A 20,329-nucleotide genomic window follows, 5' to 3' on the forward strand; every position below is an offset into this window, starting at 1 on the left:
GTTTGTCGACATCCTTATCAACCCCCTTCCGATTCCAACACACTCAGAATCGTCCGCTGCTGGTCGCTCGGACCCCAATTTGCGACGCTATACGTATTCACTGCACTCAGTTGAGGCCAATAGCTCACGAAACTCGTGGATGTCCGGCGTCTGTTCAAGCTGGGTCATCCCCACGTCCACCGTGCGTCGAGTGTGTACCGATAACTCTCGCTAAGAACCTTCACTGGTCGGTCTGGCGTCGTTGTCTCAGTCTCGATGTTAAATATCACATCGTGATCTGGGTGCGTGGTAACTGCGTCAGGTTGCTCGCTCCGGCAATAGCGTCTTGGGTGCGATCGAGGGATGAACCGTTTTGTCCGGCAGTATAAATATGACGCCCTGGAACGATCCAACAGCTACGTTGTCGAAAGCAGCTTCGACGGTTACTCAAAAATAGCGTTCCGTGGTCCGTCAGTTGGTCGAGTTAGTTCGTGTGATATCGTACTGGAATTCCATCACATTCTCATACGGTTTGCTGTAACTGTTTACCGGAGGGACCGCAGGACGGCTCGCGGTCCCGCCGGAAATAACTTACAGCAGACCGTATCAGGCATGATCTCAACTGACCAATTGCCAGCTTCGGAATCCGTGATTCGGTAGACGAATTCTTGCTGGACGGTTCCAGTCGAGTACTTACCGTCTTGTAGCTGTGAGCGACTATCTCTCTCGGCTAAGCTGACGTGGCCGCTGGTGGATCGTTCAACACGTTCAGCATCGATCTCGGTGCCGTTCGGAGGCGACGCCTCATTCCTTCAATCTTATCTGAACACCACCTTCGTCAATGACAGTAAATATAATAATGATAGCAACATTACATTATATTTTGCTTACAATAATCGTATTCAGAAGAAGGTGGACGACGAATCGGTATTGCAGGCTCTGTTGACATGCAATGGTCTACCAGGGGCGGGTGGATAACAGAATCTATAGCCCGATTGCATGAATAGATCGGCAATGAAATGTCGTGGTACATTCTGATCATCGCGGGGTTGTTCGAAATCGGCTGGGCAATCGGACTTCAATACTCTGACGGGCTCTCAAGACCAGTGCCCACGCTTGGAACCGTCATCGCCCTTGTTATCAGTATGCTCCTGCTCGCGCAGGCCGTCACCGACCTCCCTGTCGGTACGGCGTACGCGGTTTGGACCGGTATTGGAGCCGTTGGGACTGCTTCGCTTGGAATTCTCCTCTTCGATGAACCAGCTAGCCTTTCCCGGATTACGTTTATCGGCGTAATTGTCGTTGGTATCGTCGGTCTCCACCTCGCATCTGGTGGTCACTAACTCGTTTCTGGTGTCGGACTCGCCCATAGCCTCGAATACGGCGGTATATGCGCTGTGTATCAGTACGGTTTCTGAGAACTATCACAAATTGGGTGTTTCAACGGCGCTGTACTGTGATCAACCGCGTCACAACTGAAATGAATGATATGGTCTGCTGTCACTGTTTCCCGGCGCACCCACGGCCCGTCATGTGGGTATGCCGGAAATGACTTCCAGTAGTCCGCATGAGACACCGATTGCATGATAGCTGCATGATAGCTATGCGATCAGGTATGCAGTGACGTTTAGTTGCTCTGCTGGATCGTACGGACCAGGACGACGATCTATCAACCGTCGTGAGTGGGGATTTAATTGTGATTGAATGTAATTATAGGTCGCTATGCAAGCAGCAACATACCACGGACAGAAAGACATTCGTGTCGAAGAGGTAGAAGCGGGAGCGGTCGGAGCGGACGAGGTCCGAATCGACATCGATTCCTGTGGCATCTGTGGGTCGGATCTCCACGAATACACCGCTGGTCCGATTTTCGTTCCGGAGGACGACCCCCACCCCGTCTCTGGGGAGGCAGCACCGATCAGGATGGGTCACGAGTACAGTGGCACCATCGCGGAGGTCGGTGAGTCCGTGACGGACTTGGCCGTCGGTGACGCCGTCGCAGTCAACCCCATCCTCTCTTGCGGTGAGTGCCGGCAGTGCCGAGAGGGGAACTACCACATCTGTGAGTCGATTGGATTTATCGGACTGTCCGGTGGGAGCGGTGGATTCGCTGAAAGCGCAGTCGTCGATGCAGAACACGCTGTCCCGCTCGGGGAGGACGTTCCCGTCGAACACGGCGCGCTAGTCGAGCCACTGAGCGTGGGACTGCACGCAGTCCGCCGCTCCGGACTTCAGGCAGGCGATGCTGTCGCCGTGTTCGGGAGTGGACCCATTGGCCTAGCGGTCATCCAGTGTGCTCGCGTGGCCGGTGCGGGAACGATTTTCGTCTCCGAACCGCGCGACGCCAGACGCGACCGCGCAACGGACTGTGGTGCGACGGAACTCATCGATCCATCGACGACCGACCCCGTCGAGTATATCCACTCGCATACGGACGGCGGTGCCGACATCACGTTCGAGGTCGCGGGCGTCGAACCCTCGTTTAACGCAGCCGTCGAAAGCACGGCACCGAGCGGCCGTACAACCATCGTAAGTATCTGGGAAGAAGAAGTGAATACGCATCTGAATACCCTTGTCCTCGGCGAACGGACCGTGACCGGAACGCTCGCCTATCTCGGCGGCCCGCGGTCCGACGAAGAGTACGGAATGGTAATCGAGATGCTTGCCGATGGCCGCCTCGACCCGGAGCCGTTCATCACTAGCCGAATCGGTCTCGATGAGATCGTCGCCGACGGGTTCGAGCGGCTTATCGATCCCGAAAGCGATCACGTCAAAATCCTCGTCAAACCGGATATGGACTGACTCGCTCGACTGTCGAGTGATGCGATCTTCTTCACTGCCTCGAGGAGACGGCAGCTACAGGGTAGCAAGCGAACTCGCGTGAGTGAGGAAAAGCCAGGGACGGCCGCAACAAGGCCCAAGAGATCATCAACGATTCTCGAGTTCAAAACCACAACTGACGACTGGCATCAAACCGACGGTTGGGCCAATTTATCTTATTTGCGCAGTTGATCGTTTTGTTTACCGGAATCTACATCATCTGTATATACCTTTACCTCTCCATCTTTCGTCAGACCGAGCGTAGCCGTTTCGGTGAGTTGATTGGCGTCGGTGACCGCTTCGAGCGTCCCGTAGAGATGTGTGTAGAGCTCTGGTCGGCAGTATGCGATTTTGATACCAGCTTCGTCGCCGCGGGCGTATACATGAGTAACGAGCTCATCAAACGATGTTCCAGCTGGAACAGTAAATTGCACTGGCGCGCGTAGTGTCTGGGCAAGTTCGAGCGTCCGATGTGCCTTCTTGACGTTCTCTTCTGCGGCTCGTTCGATAGCACTCACGTTCGACGCGGTCGTTTCCAGTTTATCGGCGACTTCCTGCTGGGTATGACCGCTTTCACGGAGCCTGAGAACCTCCACCTGTCGGTCCGTCAATATTGTCCCCTCGGTTGCCGCCATATAAAGTCAAACAGGTGTGTTTGAGATAAGCTTATTGATCAAACACTAATTGTTGTGATATGGCTGGTGACGGACTGCGGATTCGCCGACGCTCGGTTCTCTCGGCTACCGCTGTCGCACTCTCGGGAGTCGCTGGTTGTTCCGACACACTCCACGGGACTGACGGACAGTCAGTGACCGTCTCGATGCTCGCTGCGGGAAGCTTGAACAATGCACTCGAAAACGGATTGCGACCGAGTGTAGATACAACGGTTCAGATAGAAGCACACGGCTCCGCCGAGGTCGCTCGGCTCATCGCAGCGGGACAGAAAGATCCCGATATCGTCTCGATTGCGGATATCGCCCTCTTCGATTCACCACGTCAGCCGGACTGGTTTGCCGAATTTGCGACCAATTCGATCGTCATCGCGTACAATCCCAATACGGACGGTGGCAAACAGCTCGCCGACGCAGGAACGGAAAACTGGTATCGACCGCTCTTGAACGGAGACATCACGATCGGGAGAACCGATCCGGATCTCGACCCACTTGGATATCGAGCGCTGTTCATGCTCGAGCTCGCGACTGCACACTACGGGACGGACACGAATCTCCGAGACGCGATTCCACAAACAGAACAGATCTATCCCGAAACACAGCTCATTAGCCAGTTTGAAACGGGGTCAGTTGATGCCGCCATTGCGTATCGAAACATGGCTGTCGAGCGCGGATACGACTATATCGACCTCCCAGCGGAAATCGATCTCAGTGAACCGAGCTATACAGACACCTACGAATCGGCGACCTACGAACTCCCGAGTGGAACGGTCGTCAGCGGTGGGCTCATCAGTTATGGTGCAACGATTCGCAACCACTCACCAGCCGCTGTTGATGTGTTCTCGGAACATATAACGGGCGAGTATCTGAACGAGTTTGGGTTCGTCGTTCCGGACGATTATCCACGGTTCACAGGCAATGCTCCCGACGAAGTCACGAACTGACGTTGCCGCCGGGCGGTTCGACTGGCTTACAGTCGCGTTCCTCCTCGGAGCGGTGCTGCTCTGTTACTATCTCGTTCCACTCCTCGCGCTCGTACTCAGTCAGCCACCAGGGGTCGTCATCCAGCGACTGACCAGACCAGATGTCGTCTCAGCCGCGACCACATCACTGACGGCGTCGGTCACGAGTGCAGCTATCGCAACGCTGTTCGGACTCCCACTCGCTTACTGGCTTGCCCGCGTTGACGGACGAGTGAAAACGATCGTCACCGCCATCGTCGTCCTGCCACTCGTTCTCCCGCCGATCGTCAGCGGCATGGTGTTGCTCACGGTCGTGGGCCCGAACACGTTCCTCGGAGGACTGGCAGCAGCAAACGGACTCCAACTCACCCGATCAGTCGCTGGAATCGTGCTGGCACAGACGTTCGTCGCCTCGCCATTCGTCGTCGTCACGGCGAAAGCAGCCTTCGAGAGCGTCGACCGGAGCCTCGAGTATGCTTCACAGTCACTCGGAAAGAGTCGACTGACGACGTTTCGCAGGGTCACACTGCCGCTTGCCTGGCCAGGAATCCTCGCCGGTATTACGCTCGCGTTCGCTCGTGCGATCGGCGAGTTCGGGGCAACGATCATGCTCGCGTACTACCCACGGACGATGCCCGTACAGATCTGGGTCTCGTTTACGACACTTGGATTGGAGAACGCTTTCCCCGTAGCTGTTATTCTGGTCGGAATCGCCGTTGCAACGCTTGTCGTGCTGAATGTGCTCGGAACGAACCCACTGGAGTGACCAATGCTCGAAGTCAATTCCCTTACCAAGACGTACGACATCTTCGACTTTGGCCCAGTCGATCTCACCGTCGACGACGAAGTCCTCTCGATACTCGGCCCGTCAGGAAGTGGCAAGACGACACTGCTATCGCTGATCGCAGGCATCGTCGACCCGGATGGAGGATCCATCTCGCTGAACGGCGACCGTCTCAATGGATGTCCGCTTCAAGAGCGCCGGACTGGCCTCGTGTTTCAAGACGGTGCCCTGTTCCCGCACATGACTGCCAGAGAGAACATCGGCTATGCCGCGACTGACCGGGATCGAATCGCAGAGTTCGCATCGCTGCTCGAGATCACGGACGTACTAGACCGCCGACCGCCGACGCTGTCGGGTGGCGAACAGCAACGTGTCGCGCTTGCACGCACGTTAGCGGCAGACCCTGATCTCCTGCTACTGGACGAGCCGTTAGCCAGTCTCGACGCGCCGATTCGGCGTCGACTTCGCAGAGAACTCCATGCGCTTTTCACATCGCTCGAGATACCGGTGATCTACGTGACCCACGATCAGCGAACGGCGACGGCGCTCGGTGACCGAACTGCCATCGTTCGCGACGGTGCAATCGAGCAGGTGGGATCGCCAATGACAGTTATCAACCGTCCTGCAACGCAATTCGTCGCGAGATTTACCGGCAACGAGAATCTGTTCGATGCAACTGTCGTTGAACAGCGCGAAGATACCGCTCTTCTTCGAGTTGGTAACATTCGTCTTCAGGCGACGACGGCGGCCGCAGCTGGGACAACCGTCACTCTCTGCATCCATCCATCGCGTATACAGGTATACACGCCGAACGGGGGCGACGACCCCCACGATGAGAACACGGTGTCGGGGACGATCGACCGATGGTTAACTGAGGGGAACGAGTATCGAGTGGAAGTCGACCTTGACGACGCACCGATCACGCTTACGACGACGATTCGTCCACCGAGTTTTGACCAATTACCGCTTGAAACCGGTTCTAGCGTTCGAATGACGATTCCACCTGCTGCGATCCATCTGCTTAGTTGATAAGCGACACATTCTAACGGCTGTGGTCTTGCGCCTGTTGTGTATCTGACCTATCACGATAGAATTCGGCAATCCATATTATAAGTGATAGAACTATTGTTCATCAGGAAGGCTAAGATAGAGTGAGAAGAGTTCCTCGCCACAATTGAAGCACTTTCGTGGGCCTTCTTTTGGAGACGATGTTGTCATGACGTTACCGCAATGCCGACACACATGGAGGTGATTTCTGTCTCCCATCTATCGAAGAACTCCGCGGAGATATAAATTATTCTTATCTGTATCCCACGTAAGTAAGTCGACGAGAACACTCTCTGTATTAGTCAATTCGGCTCTGTTGAAATCCTAAGAGAGTTACAACTATCTCAGCACGCAGACGGTCTCACATAGTGGCTTTGTGGAGTATGGACCGTCACTGTATCATTGTTTATACTAAGGTCGACTCGAACAGTGTTATCGCCGTCGCACGTCTCGTTGATCGTGCCTGCTGCGTTCGTCGTGGCTTGCAGCGTGTACTCTCCATCAGGGAGATCATCAATAACAATATATTGACCAGGCAGAGACGCGTCATACTCGTCAGCCCACCCGGCACTGATCCCTTGATACTCACAATCGAATTGGGGACTACTACTGGCGGTTGAACGGGTTTGGTACAGATCCCGAAGACAGAATGTCTGTTTTCTTACCGCGCCTGTCCTCTCGCCTGATTCATCAAGCAGAATATAGTTATTGAAACCCTTCAAGTGCGCGTGACCATGGGACTCCGAATATTCGAACAGATCAGGGCGGTTCTCAGGACGGCCCAGTTCGGCATCCGCGTCTCCCATATTGTAGATAATCATATCAAATCGAAGTAGCCTATGTTCGCCTGGGGTTACAAAGCCGTCTTCAACGTCAGGGCTGGACTCATCAAACACTTCTGTTGAAACGTTAAAATTCTCGACGCCTGGAACGAAGTTGACCCCTGTCCTGTCCTCAACGTGGTCGTCCGAGGGTTTAGGGTCGGACTCGACTGTCGTGGGTGGCGGTGTCGCCGCGTTCTCTTCGTCCGCCGGGGTAGCCCCCTCGTCCGTGGTGCCTTCGCTTTCCGAGGTCGTGGGAGTATCCGTGCTCCTGTCGCTCACTGTGAACGGGTTGTCAACCGCAACGCCTCCGAGCGTGATTATGCCGATCCCCGCCACTACGATGAGGAAAACGCCTATCAGTGCCGCCGCACGCTTCCTACCTTTTATCCGTTTTATTTTCACACTTTCTCACCAAACTGTACTCGGATCTACGTGAGAAGAAATATAGTAAGATTCCTATTAATCAGATGAGGAAATAATACGTCTGTCCTAAATTATTGTTAAATGGAGAATGCTATTCTTGCTTTCATTTTCTTCATAGAGAAATATATTGCTGATCGCACTAACTGGAGTTGCTGTTGTTGTTCTCAGAGCAATGTCTGTCCGCCTCTCAGAGCACCTCCGAACGAACAGGTAGCCCTTTACTACGGATCGCTGCGACGAATGCTAAGTGCTGTATCGATAACCATACACTATACTGATTAATAGAGAATTCAGTCGAGATTGGGAACAATACACGCACGGATAAGTTCACGAAATCGCTTCCACCAACGGCGTGAACACACAAACGCACCGTATTTCCGCTTGAGTCGAGAGTTCACCGTTTCGCTCTGGCTCCGTTAGCGGTCGAGTTCGGCATCCAGCCGAGCATTCCACGCTTGCTGAAGTGAGATGAATTTACGGTGTTTGATGAGAAGACGAATCCCGTTTTCGCGGGCCATTGCTCGAATCTGCTGATCGTTGTCTCCCCCGTCTCCAAGCAAAACTCTGAGTTCAATTACGTTGCGGTTGATGACCGATGGTGCAACCCGCGTATCGTGTTTTCGGGTCGTGGGGATGTAGCGTTCCAAGATCGCGTCCGCCCCCGTATCGACTAAGAGCGTGACTTTCAATTGCTGAACCGTCAGTTTCGTCCGTTTTGTGTAGTGTTTCGAGGCGTGACTTCGGTCGAATTCTGATTCGTCGGTCGCCGCAACACCGTTGGTTGGGAGCAGTGAAACAGGGAGGCTGAGAAGCACGCCAAACGGCCATATCGAGTCTCTCGAACGCGGGAGTCACAGCAGGGTGATCCAAATCGGGTGCCGAGTCACTCAGGTTCGAGGAACTCGTTGGCCGCGAACGCAAGCGCGAGACTACTGACGATTAGGATCAAGCTCGCAGTAAACGCGACCCCGGCAATGTGACCGTATCCAAGGATATCTAGTATCGATGGGACCTGTCCCGTCCCACCGACGAACCCCTGGAAGCTTACCACACCCAACGCGACGCCGATTACCAATGCGGCCGCGCCGACGGCATATACTCCGTGAAGTAGTGTTTGATCTGTTTCATTCATGACCTCGTGTTCATGGCATCTCTTTTCGATGTCGATTAACTATTTGCTTCACGGGACGTGGCCATCCGTTCAATGATCGACGTAGAACCCCTCTCGAGCCGGCGAATTTTGGCAGGTTGAAGCTGCTGGCGACCGCGATTCAGCGTGGCCAATTGATTGAGGATTGCTCCAAGTACACTGCTTGCCGCAGTGAGCTGGTTATCTGCCTTCTCCTCGAGGCTCTGACGAGGGCTTGCTCTGCTTTTTACTCTCCCTTTTGATTCGATTTTTCGCCAGAGACAACTGTACACTGTTGTTTAGTCCATTAAGTGAGTCAATAACAGCGATGAACTAATCGATTATCTGAAGCGCTTCCCCGGTAAGCGTATCCTATCGAATATCTCAAGTATGGGTCTGCGCTCATCGCGCCTGCTATCGGCCGAAGTGACAGTTACTGAGATATGTTCGTCGCCAGCGTTGATCGCGTTGACATCGATGGAACTGTCTGTTCGTTCGGCTGTGTTGAGGCGCCATACGGCGGTGGGATTCACCGTTTGACAGCCCGCTTGCTGGTATAGACCGATTGTACGCTCGTTCGAAAAGTTCTTTTTGCTGTCGAGTACACCGTAATTCGATGCCCTCCCGGAGAGCCCTCCTGTCGGCCATCGGTACTGCCGTCTCCGTCGGAACGGCCGGCTGTGTCGGTCGGATTCGACGCGAACTTGCGGGCTATACCCCGATCGAAGGCCCCTGTGACGATCAACCAGGGGCGTGGCCGACTGCCGGTGGTGACCCCGGACGCACCGGTCGGACTACCACTGTTCCGCCAGCACCTGACGCCACCGCTGTGGACCTGCTTGCCAGCATCCGTGACAATGATGGGCAGCAGCAACACGCTTTATCTCTCCCCGTGGTCGCAGATGGAACAGCGTATACCCCCGTAAGCGGTGGGCTCGCCGCGGTTGACCTCGACGCGCCGATGGACGGGCCGATGTGGAGTCAGGGCCTCGAGGACGGCATCACTGCCGTACCGCTGCTCGCCTGCAAGGCCGTCTTCGCCCCAGGAATGAATCAGCTGGCCGCCCTTGACCAGACATCGGGCGATCGGTATTGGCGAGCTAACGCCGGAAGCCACCACCGCAACGATGCCACTGTTGCGACTCTCGACGACACGGTCTACGTTGCTGGAGGCGGTCTCGCCGCAATCGACATCCATACCGGAACGGTCCAAGAGCACGAGGGTGTCGGCGAAACGCTGGCCCTTGACGATGATAGCATCTACACGACCCGAAGCGACGCCGGTATCTTCGCGTACGACCTGAACGGCGAAGAGCGCTGGCACATCTCGAGCAAGGAGGTCCGCGGGTCCGCCTCAGTTCTCGACGGAACGGTCTGGATTGCCGACTACCATGGGACGGTCTACGCTCTCGACGCCAGGACCGGAGAGGTGTACTGGTCTCACTCGCTTCCCGGTGTCAACAAAGTCGACGCTGGACTTGCGGTGGCTGGAGACGAGGTATTCGTTCCCGCCGGTACCGGGACCACGAGCGTGGCCCTTGATGCCACCACGGGTGAGATCCGTTGGGACGTCGATACTGGCATTGTCACCGGCCGTCCGGTGGTCAGTGACGACTGGGTCGCGTTCGGGCGGACAAACGACGGGGTCAGCGTCTACGACCGATCGACAGGCGAGGAGCGAACCACCTGGTCGCGCGCCGAGTACCACTTTGGCACGATCGGTGGGCTCGTCCCGGTCGAGGAGGGGGTCGTGATTTGGGAGCGATCCTCCTCGGGACTCTCGCTGCTTCGCTGACTGATACGCATCTAGACTGAGTGTTTGGTCTGTGTTCCCGAGAAGTGGAAAATTCAGATAGCTGATCGTAGAGCAACAGTCAATAGAGAACGTAAACCGCTTCGGGGTCAAGCCCCGAGGCACCCGGGAATATAGTTGTAATGACACTCGCCGCTAACGCTTTCAACTCGTAAACTGTGTAGTGATTTTCTCTTCTAGAAGATCAACTGATATCTGTGTCGTCCGTCCTCGACGAGGTATCCGGCACGATGAACCGTTCTCCTTCGTGGTGAACCACCGAGACGTTCGCTCCGTAAACCGTCCGGATCGTATCCGGCGTGAGGATCTCGAGGGAGCCTGTATCGTAGATCCGCCCGTTGTGGAGTAACACGATACGGTCACAGTAGCGGGTGGCAAGGTTTAGATCGTGCAAGGCGGCGACAACTGCCACGTCTCGGTTCTGGACGTGCGTAGAAACGAGGTCCATCACATCGAGACGGTGTTTGAGATCGAGTGCGCTGGTCGGCTCGTCCAAGACCATTACTGACGGGTCACCGACTAATGCACGTCCGAAGCGTACCTTCTGCTGTTGACCACCGCTGAGATCGCTCATTCGTCGGGTGGCGAACTGTTCAATTTCGAGCCGCTCTAAGACGTCGGTGACCGCCTCCCGGTCGGCATCACTCGGCGACCAGCCGCCGTGTGGCCGGCGTCCCTGTAGGACCGTCTCGAAAACCGTCGCGGGGAGCGCGCTGTCATTGTGTTGGGGGACGTAGCTAGCGACTCGAGCGAGTTCGTTGGGACTGAATGCCTCGACGTTCCGCCCGTCGATGGTGATCTGTCCGGCGTCGGGGTTGTGAATCCGGGGAATCGATTTGAGGAGGGTGCTCTTGCCCGATCCGTTGGGGCCAAGCAGGCCGACGATTTCACCCGCGTCCACCCTCATATTGATCCCATCCAGGACGGTGAGATCACCGTATTGAAACCGGAGATCGGTGATCTCAAGAGTCATCGCCAGTATTCCCTCCCGGTGACAGTCAGATACAGGAACAGCGGTGCGCCGAGAAACGACGTGACGATACCGACTGGTAACACGATCGGAGCAATGACTGTCCGGGCGAACACGTCCGCAGCGACGAGCAGCGCTGCCCCGGTGACTGCCGACGCCGGCAACAGGAACCGCTCGGTCCCGCCGATCGTCATCCGGACGATGTGTGGTGCAACAAGGCCAACGAAGCCAATGATGCCAACGAACGAAATCATCACCGCCGTCAGCAGCGACGCAACTGCCATCCCTCGGATGCGAAGTGATTCGACGTCAACGCCGAGGCTCTGTGCAGTCTCAGTCCCAGCGTCGAGGACATCGTAGTTCCAGCCGTTGTAGACGAAATAGCCCAGTCCCAGGCCGAATACCGTGAACATAATTGGGAGTTCATCCCACGCCGCCCGACTCACATCGCCAAAGGTCCAGTAGACGATTTCGGCGACTTCGGCGTCGGTCGCAAAATACTGGATCGTCGCCAGCCCGGCGCTGAACAGCGACCCGATCGCGACGCCCGTAAGGATCAGCGTTTCGGGAGTCGCCTCTCGGGAGGTGACTAAAAAGAGGATCGCTGCGGCCGCTGTCATCGCGGCGACGAACGCACCGATCGTTTCGACTGAGAGCGAAAGGATGTCTCCCTCGAGCCCAGCCGTGCCGACGGCGATTGTCGTCGCCGCACCGAAGGCTGCTGCGTGGGAGATACCAAGGGTGTAGGGCGCTCCGAGCGGGTTCCGAAGCATCGATTGCATCGCCGCACCCGCGACCGCGAGGCCACCGCCAGCGATCGTCGCCGCGAGCACGCGCGGAATCCGGACGTGCCAGACCGCCAACTGCTGTGTCTCTGGACCCCGCTGGACGAGTGCAGCCAGTACGTCCTCAAGCGGGTACGAGACGGACCCGACGACAACGCCGGCGATCCACAGGACGACCAGAAGCCCTGTCATCCCGACGAGAAAGGCAATCTTCCGACGTACCGCCTCCCGATACGCTCGCAAACTCTGGTGTGTCATGGAATCAGAAGAGCGGTCGATAGACATGTGGGAACTGTGCGTGCAGGTGGTCTCCGAAGAGTCGCTCACCAAACAGCGCCTCGAAGACATCGTCGATCTGGGTCTCGAGATCGACATCCGCAAAGCGGTCGGGGTAGGATGTCTTTCCAACGAAATAGGCGTTCGCGATCATTGGCCCGAAGTTACGCATGTCGCGATAGACCTGCAAGACGGGGTAAACCTCGCCTTCCTGCACCGCAGTCAGTGCCTCGAATTCTGGATTCATGTCGATGTCTTCGAGTACTCTCTCGACACTCGCAACGTCGAGAAAGATTCGTTCAGGATCTTCCTCGAGCAGGCGCTCGTGGCTGAGAGTGATGGACTTCTGGTCGGTCTCGAGTCCCTTGATGGCATTTTCGACGTTGACGAGGTGAAACATCGTCGTATCGCCACGGGTAGTCGACAAGCCGTGTGCGCCCTGGAAGCGAAACGCAGCGGCGTAACCTTCCGCGCGCTCCCCGACGGGAATGTCACCGGTACGTCCCTCTAGGTCGGCCACGGTGTCTTTGAGGAATGTCTCTAACTTTTCGGCGCGCGTTGGTGAGTGGAGGACCTCACCGATCGTCTCCCAGGTCTCGAACAGCACGTCACGGCCATCCGAAGTCAAGATGTTCTCGATCTCCACGAGGACGACTGGCGTGTTCGTCTGCCGCTGTAACTCGTCAGCGCGCGAGCTGTTTCCAGTAAAAAAGATCACGTCGGGTTCGACAGCGAGGATCTGTTCGGTGTCGCCATCTCGGTCTGCACCACGGTCGCCGAAAGTTGGTACGTCGCCAAGTTCAGGGTTGGCTACAAGATACGGAAGTTCGTTCAGCATACTTTCTCGGACGCTTCCGATGCCGACGACGCGATCGGTAGCATCCATATACGCGAGCTGTCTGAGCGTGCCGGCTCCGATGCCAAGGATCCGTTCGGGATCAGCTGGAACAGCGACAGCCCTGCCGGCCATGTCTGTCACGGTTCGGTCACCACTCGCTTTGCCGTCGCGTAAGACACTCGAACATCCTGCGAGTCCCGCAACGGCTGTCGTTCCGAGGCCGCTCAACACGGCCCGTCGTCGCGCCTGTCGACTCCTTGTTTTGCCCGACTGCTCGGGGGATGTCCGGGATCGTCGCATCTGTGATCCGCTCGTCATCATGCATTCCGACAAGCGCATTTCGTAAACCAACTTTTCACTATAACAATTTCACTTGTATTTGGGACCTACGAACGCTACTGCCGGACAAAACTACATGAAGATCGGTCGCGCTGCTGCGGCCGTCACCGGTGGAGACGGCCGCGAATTCACGACCGACTCCGTATTGACTGCTGTCCGACAGTATCACATCGCGAAGTTATTGTTGATAAACACAGTCACTGAAGTTAAGACAACTGCTGTGGTGAGGTCGTTCCAGCACCCCAGAGCGGTATGGGTCGCGGTCGGCTGCTCAACGGACGCGCACTATCTGATTTTCCGTCTCGAGTTCTGCCGCGACTTCCGGGGTGAGGCCGGCGATACTGTCGATGAGATTTATCCGGTAACTGGCCGGTCCGTTGTACTCGAGGTCGGTCGCACGCTCGCCCGCGAGCCCGTAGGCGAGGGTTCCGTGTAAGGCAGCGGTCACATCCTCCTCGAGACTGCCAGTGAAGACCGCGAGAGTCGCCCCAAGCATACAGCCCGTCCCGACGACCGTCGAGAGCATCTCGTCACCAGTCCGTAGGCGGTAGATCCGGTCGGATCCGGCGACGATGTCTTCGGCACCCGAAGCGACGACTGCAGCACCGGTCGTCTCCGCAAGTGCCTGTGCCGACTCCGTAATTTCCTCGTACTCACCGACGGATTCGACGCCTTTCACCTCGGCTGTCTTCCCCGCCAGATGCGTAATCTCCCCGTAGTTGCCCTTGATGGCGGCAAACTCGACGTCCTCGAGTAAGCTCGTGTGGACCTCGTCTCGGGTCGGCGTCGTCCCGGCACCGACGGGGTCGAGGACGACTGGGACACCAAGGTCGTTGGCCGCCCGACCCGCGGCATGTAACGCCTCGATGTTCGAATCGGTCATCCGGCCAGTGTTGAGGAGTACTGCACCCGCAAGTTCGGCCATCTCGGATGCTTCGCCGGGTGCATCCGCCATCACCGGTAACGCACCCCAACTGAGAGTGACGTTCGCCAGATCGTTTTTGGTTACCTCGTTCGTCAACTGCTGGACCAGCGGCTCGCGTTCACGAATTGCCGCAAGCGAGTCCGCCAGCGCCTCACCGGTACCCTCAAGGTCGTTAGTCATTGCTACCCACCTCCCTAGAGATGGCAGCGTCTACCTCCCTCGTCGCGGTCGCCGGATCGTCGGCTGCAGTGATCTCGCTGATCATGGCGACGCCGGTTGCGCCCGCTTCGAGGACCGGTGGCGCGTTCGAAGCGGTGACGCCGCCGATCCCGATAACGGGAATCGAGACGGCCGCAGCGATCTCGGAGACAAGCTCGAGGCCGGTTCCGTTTTTCTCCTTGGGCACATCTTCCTTCGAGTCAGTACCGTAGATAGCGCCTACACCGAGATAGTCCGCGCCGGCCGCTTCGGCCTCGATCGCGTCCTCGACCGTCGACGTCGAGCAGCCAATGACAGCCTCGGGACCGAGCAGCTCGCGGGCGACTGCGACGGGAAGGTCGGACTGACCGAGGTGGACACCGTCGGCATCGATCGCCTGTGCGATATCAACCCTGTCGTTGACGAGCAGGGCAACGCCTGCTTCGGCAGTGCGTTCGCGCAACTTGCGACCAAGTTCGTAGCGCCAGCGAGCGTCGGTGTCTTTCTCTCGGAGTTGAACGACGTCGACGCCGCCGTCGATCGCGGCTTCGACTACCTCGACGGTACGTTTCCCGTCGGAAAGCGATTCTTGTGTCACCAGATACGTCCGCCAGTCCTTTGGATTCATAGAAGATACCACCCAGTGATAAAACTAAGCTGCTTCGATTCAGAGCCTCGAGTGAACGGTCGTCCACTCCACGACCAGGTGATTCCGATAGCTTTCTCGGGATGCAATCGACGAATCCGTTGCGTCGCTTCTCGACGCCTGACCGTCTGGCAGAGACAACGAACTATCAATCGGGAAGAGGTGCTCTATTGAAGACGACAGACTGCGCTGGGATCGTTCCGTAACCGTTTGAGAGAAAGCGAGCAAGAAGTCGAATATCGCCGTCGCACTCCGTGACCTCGGTGAGACGACACTGCGTGTAGCCAAACAAGCGTTGGAATCACGCGGGGGAGCCCGAGTTAGACCGGCTTCTCCGCGAGGCTCATATCATTGCTCACTGTATTCGCACGGAGAAAGGACACACATTCACGGAACTCGTTGATCGGCTCTGGCACCTACCGAAAGTGTTCAACCGCCTGGGCATTCATCTCGAGGCGTTGCCTGATACGGTCTGCTGTCAGTCCGTTCCGGTGCACCCGCGACCCGCACTGCGGTCCCACCGGTAAATCGGGACAGCAAACCGTATGAGCCAATGGTATCTGTGTCTAGAGCTTTCGATTCCACTCCTCGGTGGCGAACGTCTCGCTGGCGCGTGCCCGCGCTTCACTGACAACCGCGTTCGGGAGCGAACCGGGCTCGGCATCGAAGCGCTCGGCGAACGTGTCTTTCAGCGCAGTAATGATCTCTTCCCGACTCGCGTCGACGTAGTCACGCATGACAGCGACGCGCTTCTCTGCAGACTCGATTGCCTTGTCAGAGACTTTCTCCTCGCCGATGCGGAGCACTCGAAGCATCTCGCTCGTATCGAGTGCGTAGCTCATCGTCGTGTGATGCAAGACGGCGTCGTCTTTGCGAAGCTGTGCCGAGCCGCCGATCTTGCCGTCGGGATGAGCGATGTCGTTCAACGGCTCGTGAGAGACCTCGAGCCCAATGCTTTGGAGGGCATCGATCGCCCACTGGTCGAGTGCAGCGTAGCTGGTCTCGATGTCGTCCGGGACTGCCTCCCGTGGCAGGTACAACGAATAGGTGATCACCGCCCCCGGTTCGACGTACATCGCCCCGCCGCCGGTGAGTCGCCGGACGACGTCGATATCGCGTTGGTCGACGTAGTCGACCGCGACTTCGTCTTCGTACGCCTGAAACCGTCCGAGCGCGACCGCAGGCGACTCGCGATACCAGAACCGCAGCGTCGGCTCGAGGTCGCCCTCGTCGAGTCGCTCCGCCAGAACCCCCTCGAGGGCCTGTTGAACTGGCTCGCTGTACGTTCCGTCGTCGATAATCCGGTAGGTCATTGGATCGCCTCCAGTGTCGCATCTGCCAGATGCCCCGCGTCGAAACCGATAAGCGTCGCATCGACCCCTTGGATCGCCTCAACGAGCGTCGCTCGAGAAACGTCTGTCGGGTGTCCCTCGAGTGCGGTCTCGAGCGCTGCGTGACTCTCCGGTGGGTCGAGAAAGAAATCACCGGTCACGCGGACATCCGTTACTCGTTCGTCGTAGGTGACTTCGACCTCGAGGAGCTTTCCATTAGGGACTTTCAGTGTCGCGCTGTCATGCATTAGTACAAAAACGGCTGTGAATAGTGCCACCGAGCCGAGAGACTAGAACGCGTCGGCTTCGACGGTGATGTCGGCGTGCAGGTCCTCGCGAAGCGCCGCGTGTACGTGACAGATCTCTTCGCCGAGAGCCACCAGTTCGTTGGGATCCTCGACATCGGCTTCGACTTTCAGCGTGAACTCGATGGCCTCGACATCGTCCTCGTCGTCGAGCGTGGCCGATGCGTTTATTTCCATCCGACCGAGATCGTCGTAGCCAGCTTTTTGCGCACCGACTCGGACGGCGGGGAGGAAACACGACGCGTAGTCGGCGACGAGTACCGCGACCGGATTCGGGCCCGTCTCTTCCATCGGATCGATGGCGAGTGCGAAGTCGCCGATGACGCTCTGGGTGTCGAACCCGTCTTCACTGGTCGTCGTCAGGGAGATATCGTTCATGTCTGTATTGTGTGGTATCCACCATACAGAAAAGTACCTTGTGGATCGGACGGATATAAATACGGTCGGGAGATAGCCTGACTGCAGCCCGGTGCTGCCTTCCGCAATGACGGCAGATCGTCAGTGGGTGTGGATCGCTTCGTCACGAGCGTCGGCGGCGGCTTCCATAATCGCCTCCGACAGCGTTGGGTGCGTGTGGACCGTCCCGGCGAGCGTCGAAAGGTCGGCACCGACCTCGAGTGCGAGAGCGACCTCACCGATCAGTTCGGAGGCGTTCGGGGCGACGATCTGCGCACCGAGGACGCGTTCTGTCGCCGCGTCGGCGACCACGCGAACGAATCCATCGGTCGCCTCGACGGTCAGCGCACGGCCGTTTGCCTGCAGTGGCATCCGACCAACGACCGGGTCATAGCCTCTCTCAGCGGCGTCCTCGCGGGTCAATCCGACCGTCGCGACTTCTGGGTCGGTAAACACCGCAGCGGGCATCGCCTCGTGGTCGAGGGCAGCCGGCTGACCAGCGATTGCGGCTGCGGCGACCTCGCCCTCGTAACTGGCCTTGTGTGCGAGCATCGGCTCTCCGGCGACGTCACCGACGGCGAAGACGTGGTCACGGCTCGTTCGACCCTGCGCGTCCGTCGGCACGAACCCGTTCTCGTCGAGTTCGATTCCGATCGCCTCGAGGTTCGCCGTGTCGGCAGCCGGTTCGCGGCCGGCGACGACTAACACGGCGTCGGCGGTGAGTTCGGCCGTCGTGCCGTCTTCGGCCTCCGTCGTGACGAGGACGCCGTCATCGGTCGACTCCCAGTCGGCAGCGCGCTCGCCGAATCGGAACTCGACGCCGTACTCGACGGCCCGTTCGCGAACGACGCGCGAGACATCGTCGTCGTACATCGGCAAGACATCGTCGAACATTTCGACGACGGTGACGTCCGTGCCCAACTTCGCGAAGACCGTCGACAGCTCCATACCGATATAGCCTGCGCCGACGACGAGCAGCTGGTCGGGGGCATCCGAGAGTTCGAGTGCATCGCTCGAGTCGAGGATCCGCTCACCGTCGGGCTCGAATCTTGGAATCTCGATGGGCCGGCTGCCGGTGGCGACGATCGCGTACTCGAACGACAGGGTGGCCTCCCCGTCGTCGGTCGAGATGCGGGCGCGGTGGTCGTCGACGAACGCCGCGTGGCCGTCCACGAGCGTGACGCCGGCTGCACGACACAGGCTCTCGACGCCGCCGGTCAGCTGATCGACCACGCCGTCTTTCCAGTCGGTCAGCCGGTCGACGTCGACGCTGATCTCGGCGGAGATTCCTAGATGCTCCGCGCTCGTCGCTTCGTGGGCCACGTCTGCCCCGTGGATGAGCGCCTTCGACGGGATACAGCCGTCGTTGAGGCACGTGCCCCCGTAGGCGTCCTTCTCGACGAGCGTGACCTCGAGCCCGAGTTGGGCGGCGCGGATGGCCGCGACGTATCCACCGGGCCCGGCCCCGATGACGAGTACCTCGGTCGACGCGGGAACGCCGTCGATGGTGTTCGCGGACGCTTCTGACGGTTCCGTTGACCCGGTACCCTCGTCGATGCGGGTGACTGCCGGGGTCACGCCCTCAGAATCCGACTCGTTCGCGTCGTTTTCTTCGTCCGGCGTCTCGAGTCGTGTTACAGCCGGAGTGAGGTCATCGGCGTCCGCGTCAGCGGAGGTGTCGCCTGCAGCTTTCCCGTCGGTATCGAAGCGCAGGACGACTTCGCCGACGGAGACGGTATCGCCGAGGTCAGCGACGACTTCGGTAACGGTGCCATCGACCGGTGCCGACACCTCGATGACGGACTTGTCGGTTTCGACTTCGGCGACGAGATCGCCTTCGGTAACGACGTCACCCGGTTCGACGTGACAGGCGACGAACGTCCCCTCATCCGCGCCGTTTCCAAGCTCCGGGAGCTCGAACTCGTAGGTCATCAATCCTGACTCAGTTCTCGTGTCTAATATTGGCTTTGATCTGCAATACTATTGGTGGGACGGTAGCATGTGATGCTGTCACATCTAGCCGGAGATACGAAGACAGAGCGGCAAAAAGACGTCAATGGATTCAAACACAGTAGTGGATCTCTAATCCGACATCAAACAATACCATACAACGGAACTGTCGAGAGTATCGAATCACCTCCGGTCTCAATTCGATTCGGAGTTCGACATGCTGGAGTGGCACGGACACCTGCTGGCGCAGGTGATCGTGTCGATTGCGCCGTCCAATCTACGGAATACGGCTGATCCGCTCGGTATAGACTACCGCGTCGCGGAGCGAATCACGTGGTGTTCCGATGCCAGTCGGCGCGGTTGTCGCCGTAGGACTCGTCGCGGAAGAAGGCGTTTTGCAGGATTTCGATGAAATTGGGCTTCCCGGCGTAGCGGGTGAGGAAGTGGATACTGCCGTTGTAGGTCTTGTCGTTGACGGTGAACGTGAAGTACCTGTCGTGGTCGAATGGGGATTCGGTTAGTTAAGCGACCGACACTATTCGACCGTACGAGAAATCCTATATAAAAAGTATATATCTTGATTGATACAGGGCGCGAGTATCGAAGTGATTCATACGGACGTGACGGGAATTTTATATCTTTTGATTATATTTATTTAAGTGACGAATGTGCGACAGGCAATTCTTATCGAATTGTTCTCCGTGATGCTTGTCCTGTTCGGAGGTTTCTACTGGTTGAACGAAAGTGGGAATAGCTTCCAATTAGTTGTCAATATCGGGTTAGTCGTTGGCATAATCGGGGTTATCGCCGGGTACATGGGTGAGAACGAGCTGTAGCTACGAATGACAGAACCCGTGCACGGAATCTCAACATCGATTAACTGACCGGTGGGGGACGATTCGTCCCCCACTGTGACAA

The 20,329-nt window shown here is 57.5% G+C and carries 19 protein-coding genes and 2 pseudogenes; 7 read left to right on the top strand and 14 right to left on the bottom strand.

Annotated elements, in window-relative coordinates:
• Nucleotides 1–998 precede the first annotated feature (998 nt).
• Nucleotides 999–1,322, top strand: a complete 324-nt coding sequence (gene sugE / locus C476_RS16170; RefSeq protein WP_008014876.1) for a quaternary ammonium compound efflux SMR transporter SugE — start codon at nt 999–1,001, stop codon at nt 1,320–1,322.
• Between the two features lie 379 nt (nt 1,323–1,701).
• Complete coding sequence (locus tag C476_RS16175; protein ID WP_008014877.1) at nt 1,702–2,781, top strand: 2,3-butanediol dehydrogenase; 1,080 nt, start codon at nt 1,702–1,704, stop codon at nt 2,779–2,781.
• A 194-nt stretch (nt 2,782–2,975) separates the two neighbouring features.
• On the opposite strand, the gene C476_RS16180 is transcribed toward C476_RS16175, so the two are convergent.
• The gene (locus C476_RS16180) at nt 2,976–3,434 is read right to left on the bottom strand and encodes a Tfx family DNA-binding protein (protein ID WP_049912016.1); all 459 of its coding nucleotides are present in this window, start codon (nt 3,432–3,434) and stop codon (nt 2,976–2,978) included.
• A 59-nt stretch (nt 3,435–3,493) separates the two neighbouring features.
• Between C476_RS16180 and C476_RS16185 the strand changes: the two genes are divergently transcribed.
• Genes C476_RS16185 through C476_RS16195 form a run of 3 tightly spaced genes read left to right on the top strand, consistent with a single transcriptional unit; the run spans nt 3,494 to nt 6,245 of the window.
• A complete protein-coding gene (locus C476_RS16185) occupies nt 3,494–4,414 on the top strand; it encodes an extracellular solute-binding protein (RefSeq protein ID WP_008014879.1) in 921 nt (306 codons plus the stop codon).
• Nucleotides 4,389–5,198 carry an ABC transporter permease gene (locus C476_RS16190; RefSeq protein WP_008014881.1) on the top strand — a complete coding sequence of 270 codons (810 nt, stop codon included), beginning with the start codon at nt 4,389–4,391 and terminating at the stop codon, nt 5,196–5,198. The genes C476_RS16185 and C476_RS16190 overlap by 26 nt, the downstream gene beginning before the upstream one ends.
• A 3-nt stretch (nt 5,199–5,201) precedes the next feature.
• Complete coding sequence (locus tag C476_RS16195; RefSeq protein WP_008014883.1) at nt 5,202–6,245, top strand: ABC transporter ATP-binding protein; 1,044 nt, start codon at nt 5,202–5,204, stop codon at nt 6,243–6,245.
• A 362-nt stretch (nt 6,246–6,607) separates the two neighbouring features.
• On the opposite strand, the gene C476_RS16200 is transcribed toward C476_RS16195, so the two are convergent.
• From C476_RS16200 to C476_RS16210, 3 genes and pseudogenes are all read right to left on the bottom strand, one after another.
• Nucleotides 6,608–7,489 carry a lysyl oxidase family protein gene (locus tag C476_RS16200; RefSeq protein ID WP_008014885.1) on the bottom strand — a complete coding sequence of 294 codons (882 nt, stop codon included), beginning with the start codon at nt 7,487–7,489 and terminating at the stop codon, nt 6,608–6,610.
• Between the two features lie 311 nt (nt 7,490–7,800).
• Nucleotides 7,801–8,356 (bottom strand): annotated as a pseudogene (locus C476_RS19495) (transposase); the annotation flags it as partial.
• A 37-nt stretch (nt 8,357–8,393) separates the two neighbouring features.
• On the bottom strand, nt 8,394–8,642 hold the full coding sequence (locus C476_RS16210; RefSeq protein ID WP_008014890.1) for a hypothetical protein: 249 nt from the start codon (nt 8,640–8,642) through the stop codon (nt 8,394–8,396).
• Between the two features lie 613 nt (nt 8,643–9,255).
• Between C476_RS16210 and C476_RS16215 the strand changes: the two genes are divergently transcribed.
• A complete protein-coding gene (locus tag C476_RS16215) occupies nt 9,256–10,434 on the top strand; it encodes a PQQ-binding-like beta-propeller repeat protein (RefSeq protein ID WP_049912017.1) in 1,179 nt (392 codons plus the stop codon).
• Nucleotides 10,435–10,636: 202 nt separating this feature from the next.
• Here the strand turns inward: C476_RS16215 and C476_RS16220 are convergent, their stop codons facing one another.
• The 10 genes and pseudogenes from C476_RS16220 to C476_RS19500 form a co-directional block, all read right to left on the bottom strand.
• Nucleotides 10,637–11,425, bottom strand: a complete 789-nt coding sequence (locus C476_RS16220; protein ID WP_008014894.1) for an ABC transporter ATP-binding protein — start codon at nt 11,423–11,425, stop codon at nt 10,637–10,639.
• Nucleotides 11,422–12,465, bottom strand: coding sequence for a FecCD family ABC transporter permease (locus C476_RS16225; RefSeq protein ID WP_008014897.1), 1,044 nt, complete (start codon nt 12,463–12,465; stop codon nt 11,422–11,424). Before C476_RS16225 ends, C476_RS16220 begins: the two co-directional genes overlap by 4 nt.
• Nucleotides 12,466–12,469: 4 nt before the next feature.
• Nucleotides 12,470–13,453 (bottom strand): ABC transporter substrate-binding protein, encoded by a 984-nt coding sequence (locus C476_RS16230; RefSeq protein ID WP_241430516.1) that lies wholly within the window; start codon nt 13,451–13,453, stop codon nt 12,470–12,472.
• Nucleotides 13,454–13,931: 478 nt separating this feature from the next.
• Entirely contained in the window at nt 13,932–14,765 is an 834-nt protein-coding gene (gene thiM / locus C476_RS16235) for a hydroxyethylthiazole kinase (RefSeq protein WP_008014901.1), read from the bottom strand.
• On the bottom strand, nt 14,758–15,411 hold the full coding sequence (gene thiE, locus C476_RS16240; RefSeq protein ID WP_008014902.1) for a thiamine phosphate synthase: 654 nt from the start codon (nt 15,409–15,411) through the stop codon (nt 14,758–14,760). The genes thiM and thiE overlap by 8 nt, the downstream gene beginning before the upstream one ends.
• A gap of 584 nt (nt 15,412–15,995) precedes the next feature.
• A complete protein-coding gene (locus tag C476_RS16245; RefSeq protein WP_008014905.1) occupies nt 15,996–16,742 on the bottom strand; it encodes a lipoate--protein ligase family protein in 747 nt (248 codons plus the stop codon).
• Nucleotides 16,739–17,008: a hypothetical protein gene (locus C476_RS16250; RefSeq protein WP_008014906.1), complete on the bottom strand. Its 270-nt coding sequence runs from the start codon at nt 17,006–17,008 to the stop codon at nt 16,739–16,741. Before C476_RS16250 ends, C476_RS16245 begins: the two co-directional genes overlap by 4 nt.
• A 42-nt stretch (nt 17,009–17,050) precedes the next feature.
• The gene (locus C476_RS16255) at nt 17,051–17,443 is read right to left on the bottom strand and encodes an OsmC family protein (RefSeq protein WP_008014908.1); all 393 of its coding nucleotides are present in this window, start codon (nt 17,441–17,443) and stop codon (nt 17,051–17,053) included.
• A 120-nt stretch (nt 17,444–17,563) separates the two neighbouring features.
• Nucleotides 17,564–18,967, bottom strand: a complete 1,404-nt coding sequence (gene lpdA, locus C476_RS16260) for a dihydrolipoyl dehydrogenase (protein ID WP_049912020.1) — start codon at nt 18,965–18,967, stop codon at nt 17,564–17,566.
• A gap of 213 nt (nt 18,968–19,180) precedes the next feature.
• Nucleotides 19,181–19,393 (bottom strand): annotated as a pseudogene (locus tag C476_RS19500) (biotin/lipoyl-containing protein); the annotation flags it as partial.
• Nucleotides 19,394–19,755: 362 nt separating this feature from the next.
• On the opposite strand from C476_RS19500, the gene C476_RS18775 reads away from it, so the two are divergent.
• Nucleotides 19,756–19,932 (top strand): hypothetical protein, encoded by a 177-nt coding sequence (locus C476_RS18775; RefSeq protein WP_160162910.1) that lies wholly within the window; start codon nt 19,756–19,758, stop codon nt 19,930–19,932.
• The last annotated feature ends 397 nt before the right edge of the window (nt 19,933–20,329 follow it).

The sequence above is a fragment of the Natrinema limicola JCM 13563 genome, from assembly GCF_000337475.1.
GTDB classification, from domain to species: Archaea; Halobacteriota; Halobacteria; order Halobacteriales; family Natrialbaceae; genus Natrinema; species Natrinema limicola.

Excerpts from the sequence above, each read along its gene's own strand:
- C476_RS16230 (WP_241430516.1), bottom strand. The coding sequence starts at position 13,453 with ATGGCCGGCAGGGCTGTCGCTGTTCCAGCTGATCCCGAACGGATCCTT.
- C476_RS16180 (WP_049912016.1), bottom strand. The coding sequence starts at position 3,434 with ATGGCGGCAACCGAGGGGACAATATTGACGGACCGACAGGTGGAGGTT.
- thiM (WP_008014901.1), bottom strand. The coding sequence starts at position 14,765 with ATGACTAACGACCTTGAGGGTACCGGTGAGGCGCTGGCGGACTCGCTT.
- sugE (WP_008014876.1), top strand. The coding sequence starts at position 999 with ATGTCGTGGTACATTCTGATCATCGCGGGGTTGTTCGAAATCGGCTGG.
- C476_RS16185 (WP_008014879.1), top strand. The coding sequence starts at position 3,494 with ATGGCTGGTGACGGACTGCGGATTCGCCGACGCTCGGTTCTCTCGGCT.
- C476_RS16250 (WP_008014906.1), bottom strand. The coding sequence starts at position 17,008 with ATGCATGACAGCGCGACACTGAAAGTCCCTAATGGAAAGCTCCTCGAG.
- C476_RS18775 (WP_160162910.1), top strand. The coding sequence starts at position 19,756 with ATGCCAGTCGGCGCGGTTGTCGCCGTAGGACTCGTCGCGGAAGAAGGC.
- C476_RS16255 (WP_008014908.1), bottom strand. The coding sequence starts at position 17,443 with ATGAACGATATCTCCCTGACGACGACCAGTGAAGACGGGTTCGACACC.
- C476_RS16195 (WP_008014883.1), top strand. The coding sequence starts at position 5,202 with ATGCTCGAAGTCAATTCCCTTACCAAGACGTACGACATCTTCGACTTT.
- C476_RS16190 (WP_008014881.1), top strand. The coding sequence starts at position 4,389 with ATGCTCCCGACGAAGTCACGAACTGACGTTGCCGCCGGGCGGTTCGAC.
- C476_RS16210 (WP_008014890.1), bottom strand. The coding sequence starts at position 8,642 with ATGAATGAAACAGATCAAACACTACTTCACGGAGTATATGCCGTCGGC.
- C476_RS16175 (WP_008014877.1), top strand. The coding sequence starts at position 1,702 with ATGCAAGCAGCAACATACCACGGACAGAAAGACATTCGTGTCGAAGAG.
- C476_RS16215 (WP_049912017.1), top strand. The coding sequence starts at position 9,256 with ATGCCCTCCCGGAGAGCCCTCCTGTCGGCCATCGGTACTGCCGTCTCC.
- C476_RS16225 (WP_008014897.1), bottom strand. The coding sequence starts at position 12,465 with ATGACACACCAGAGTTTGCGAGCGTATCGGGAGGCGGTACGTCGGAAG.
- C476_RS16245 (WP_008014905.1), bottom strand. The coding sequence starts at position 16,742 with ATGACCTACCGGATTATCGACGACGGAACGTACAGCGAGCCAGTTCAA.
- C476_RS16220 (WP_008014894.1), bottom strand. The coding sequence starts at position 11,425 with ATGACTCTTGAGATCACCGATCTCCGGTTTCAATACGGTGATCTCACC.
- thiE (WP_008014902.1), bottom strand. The coding sequence starts at position 15,411 with ATGAATCCAAAGGACTGGCGGACGTATCTGGTGACACAAGAATCGCTT.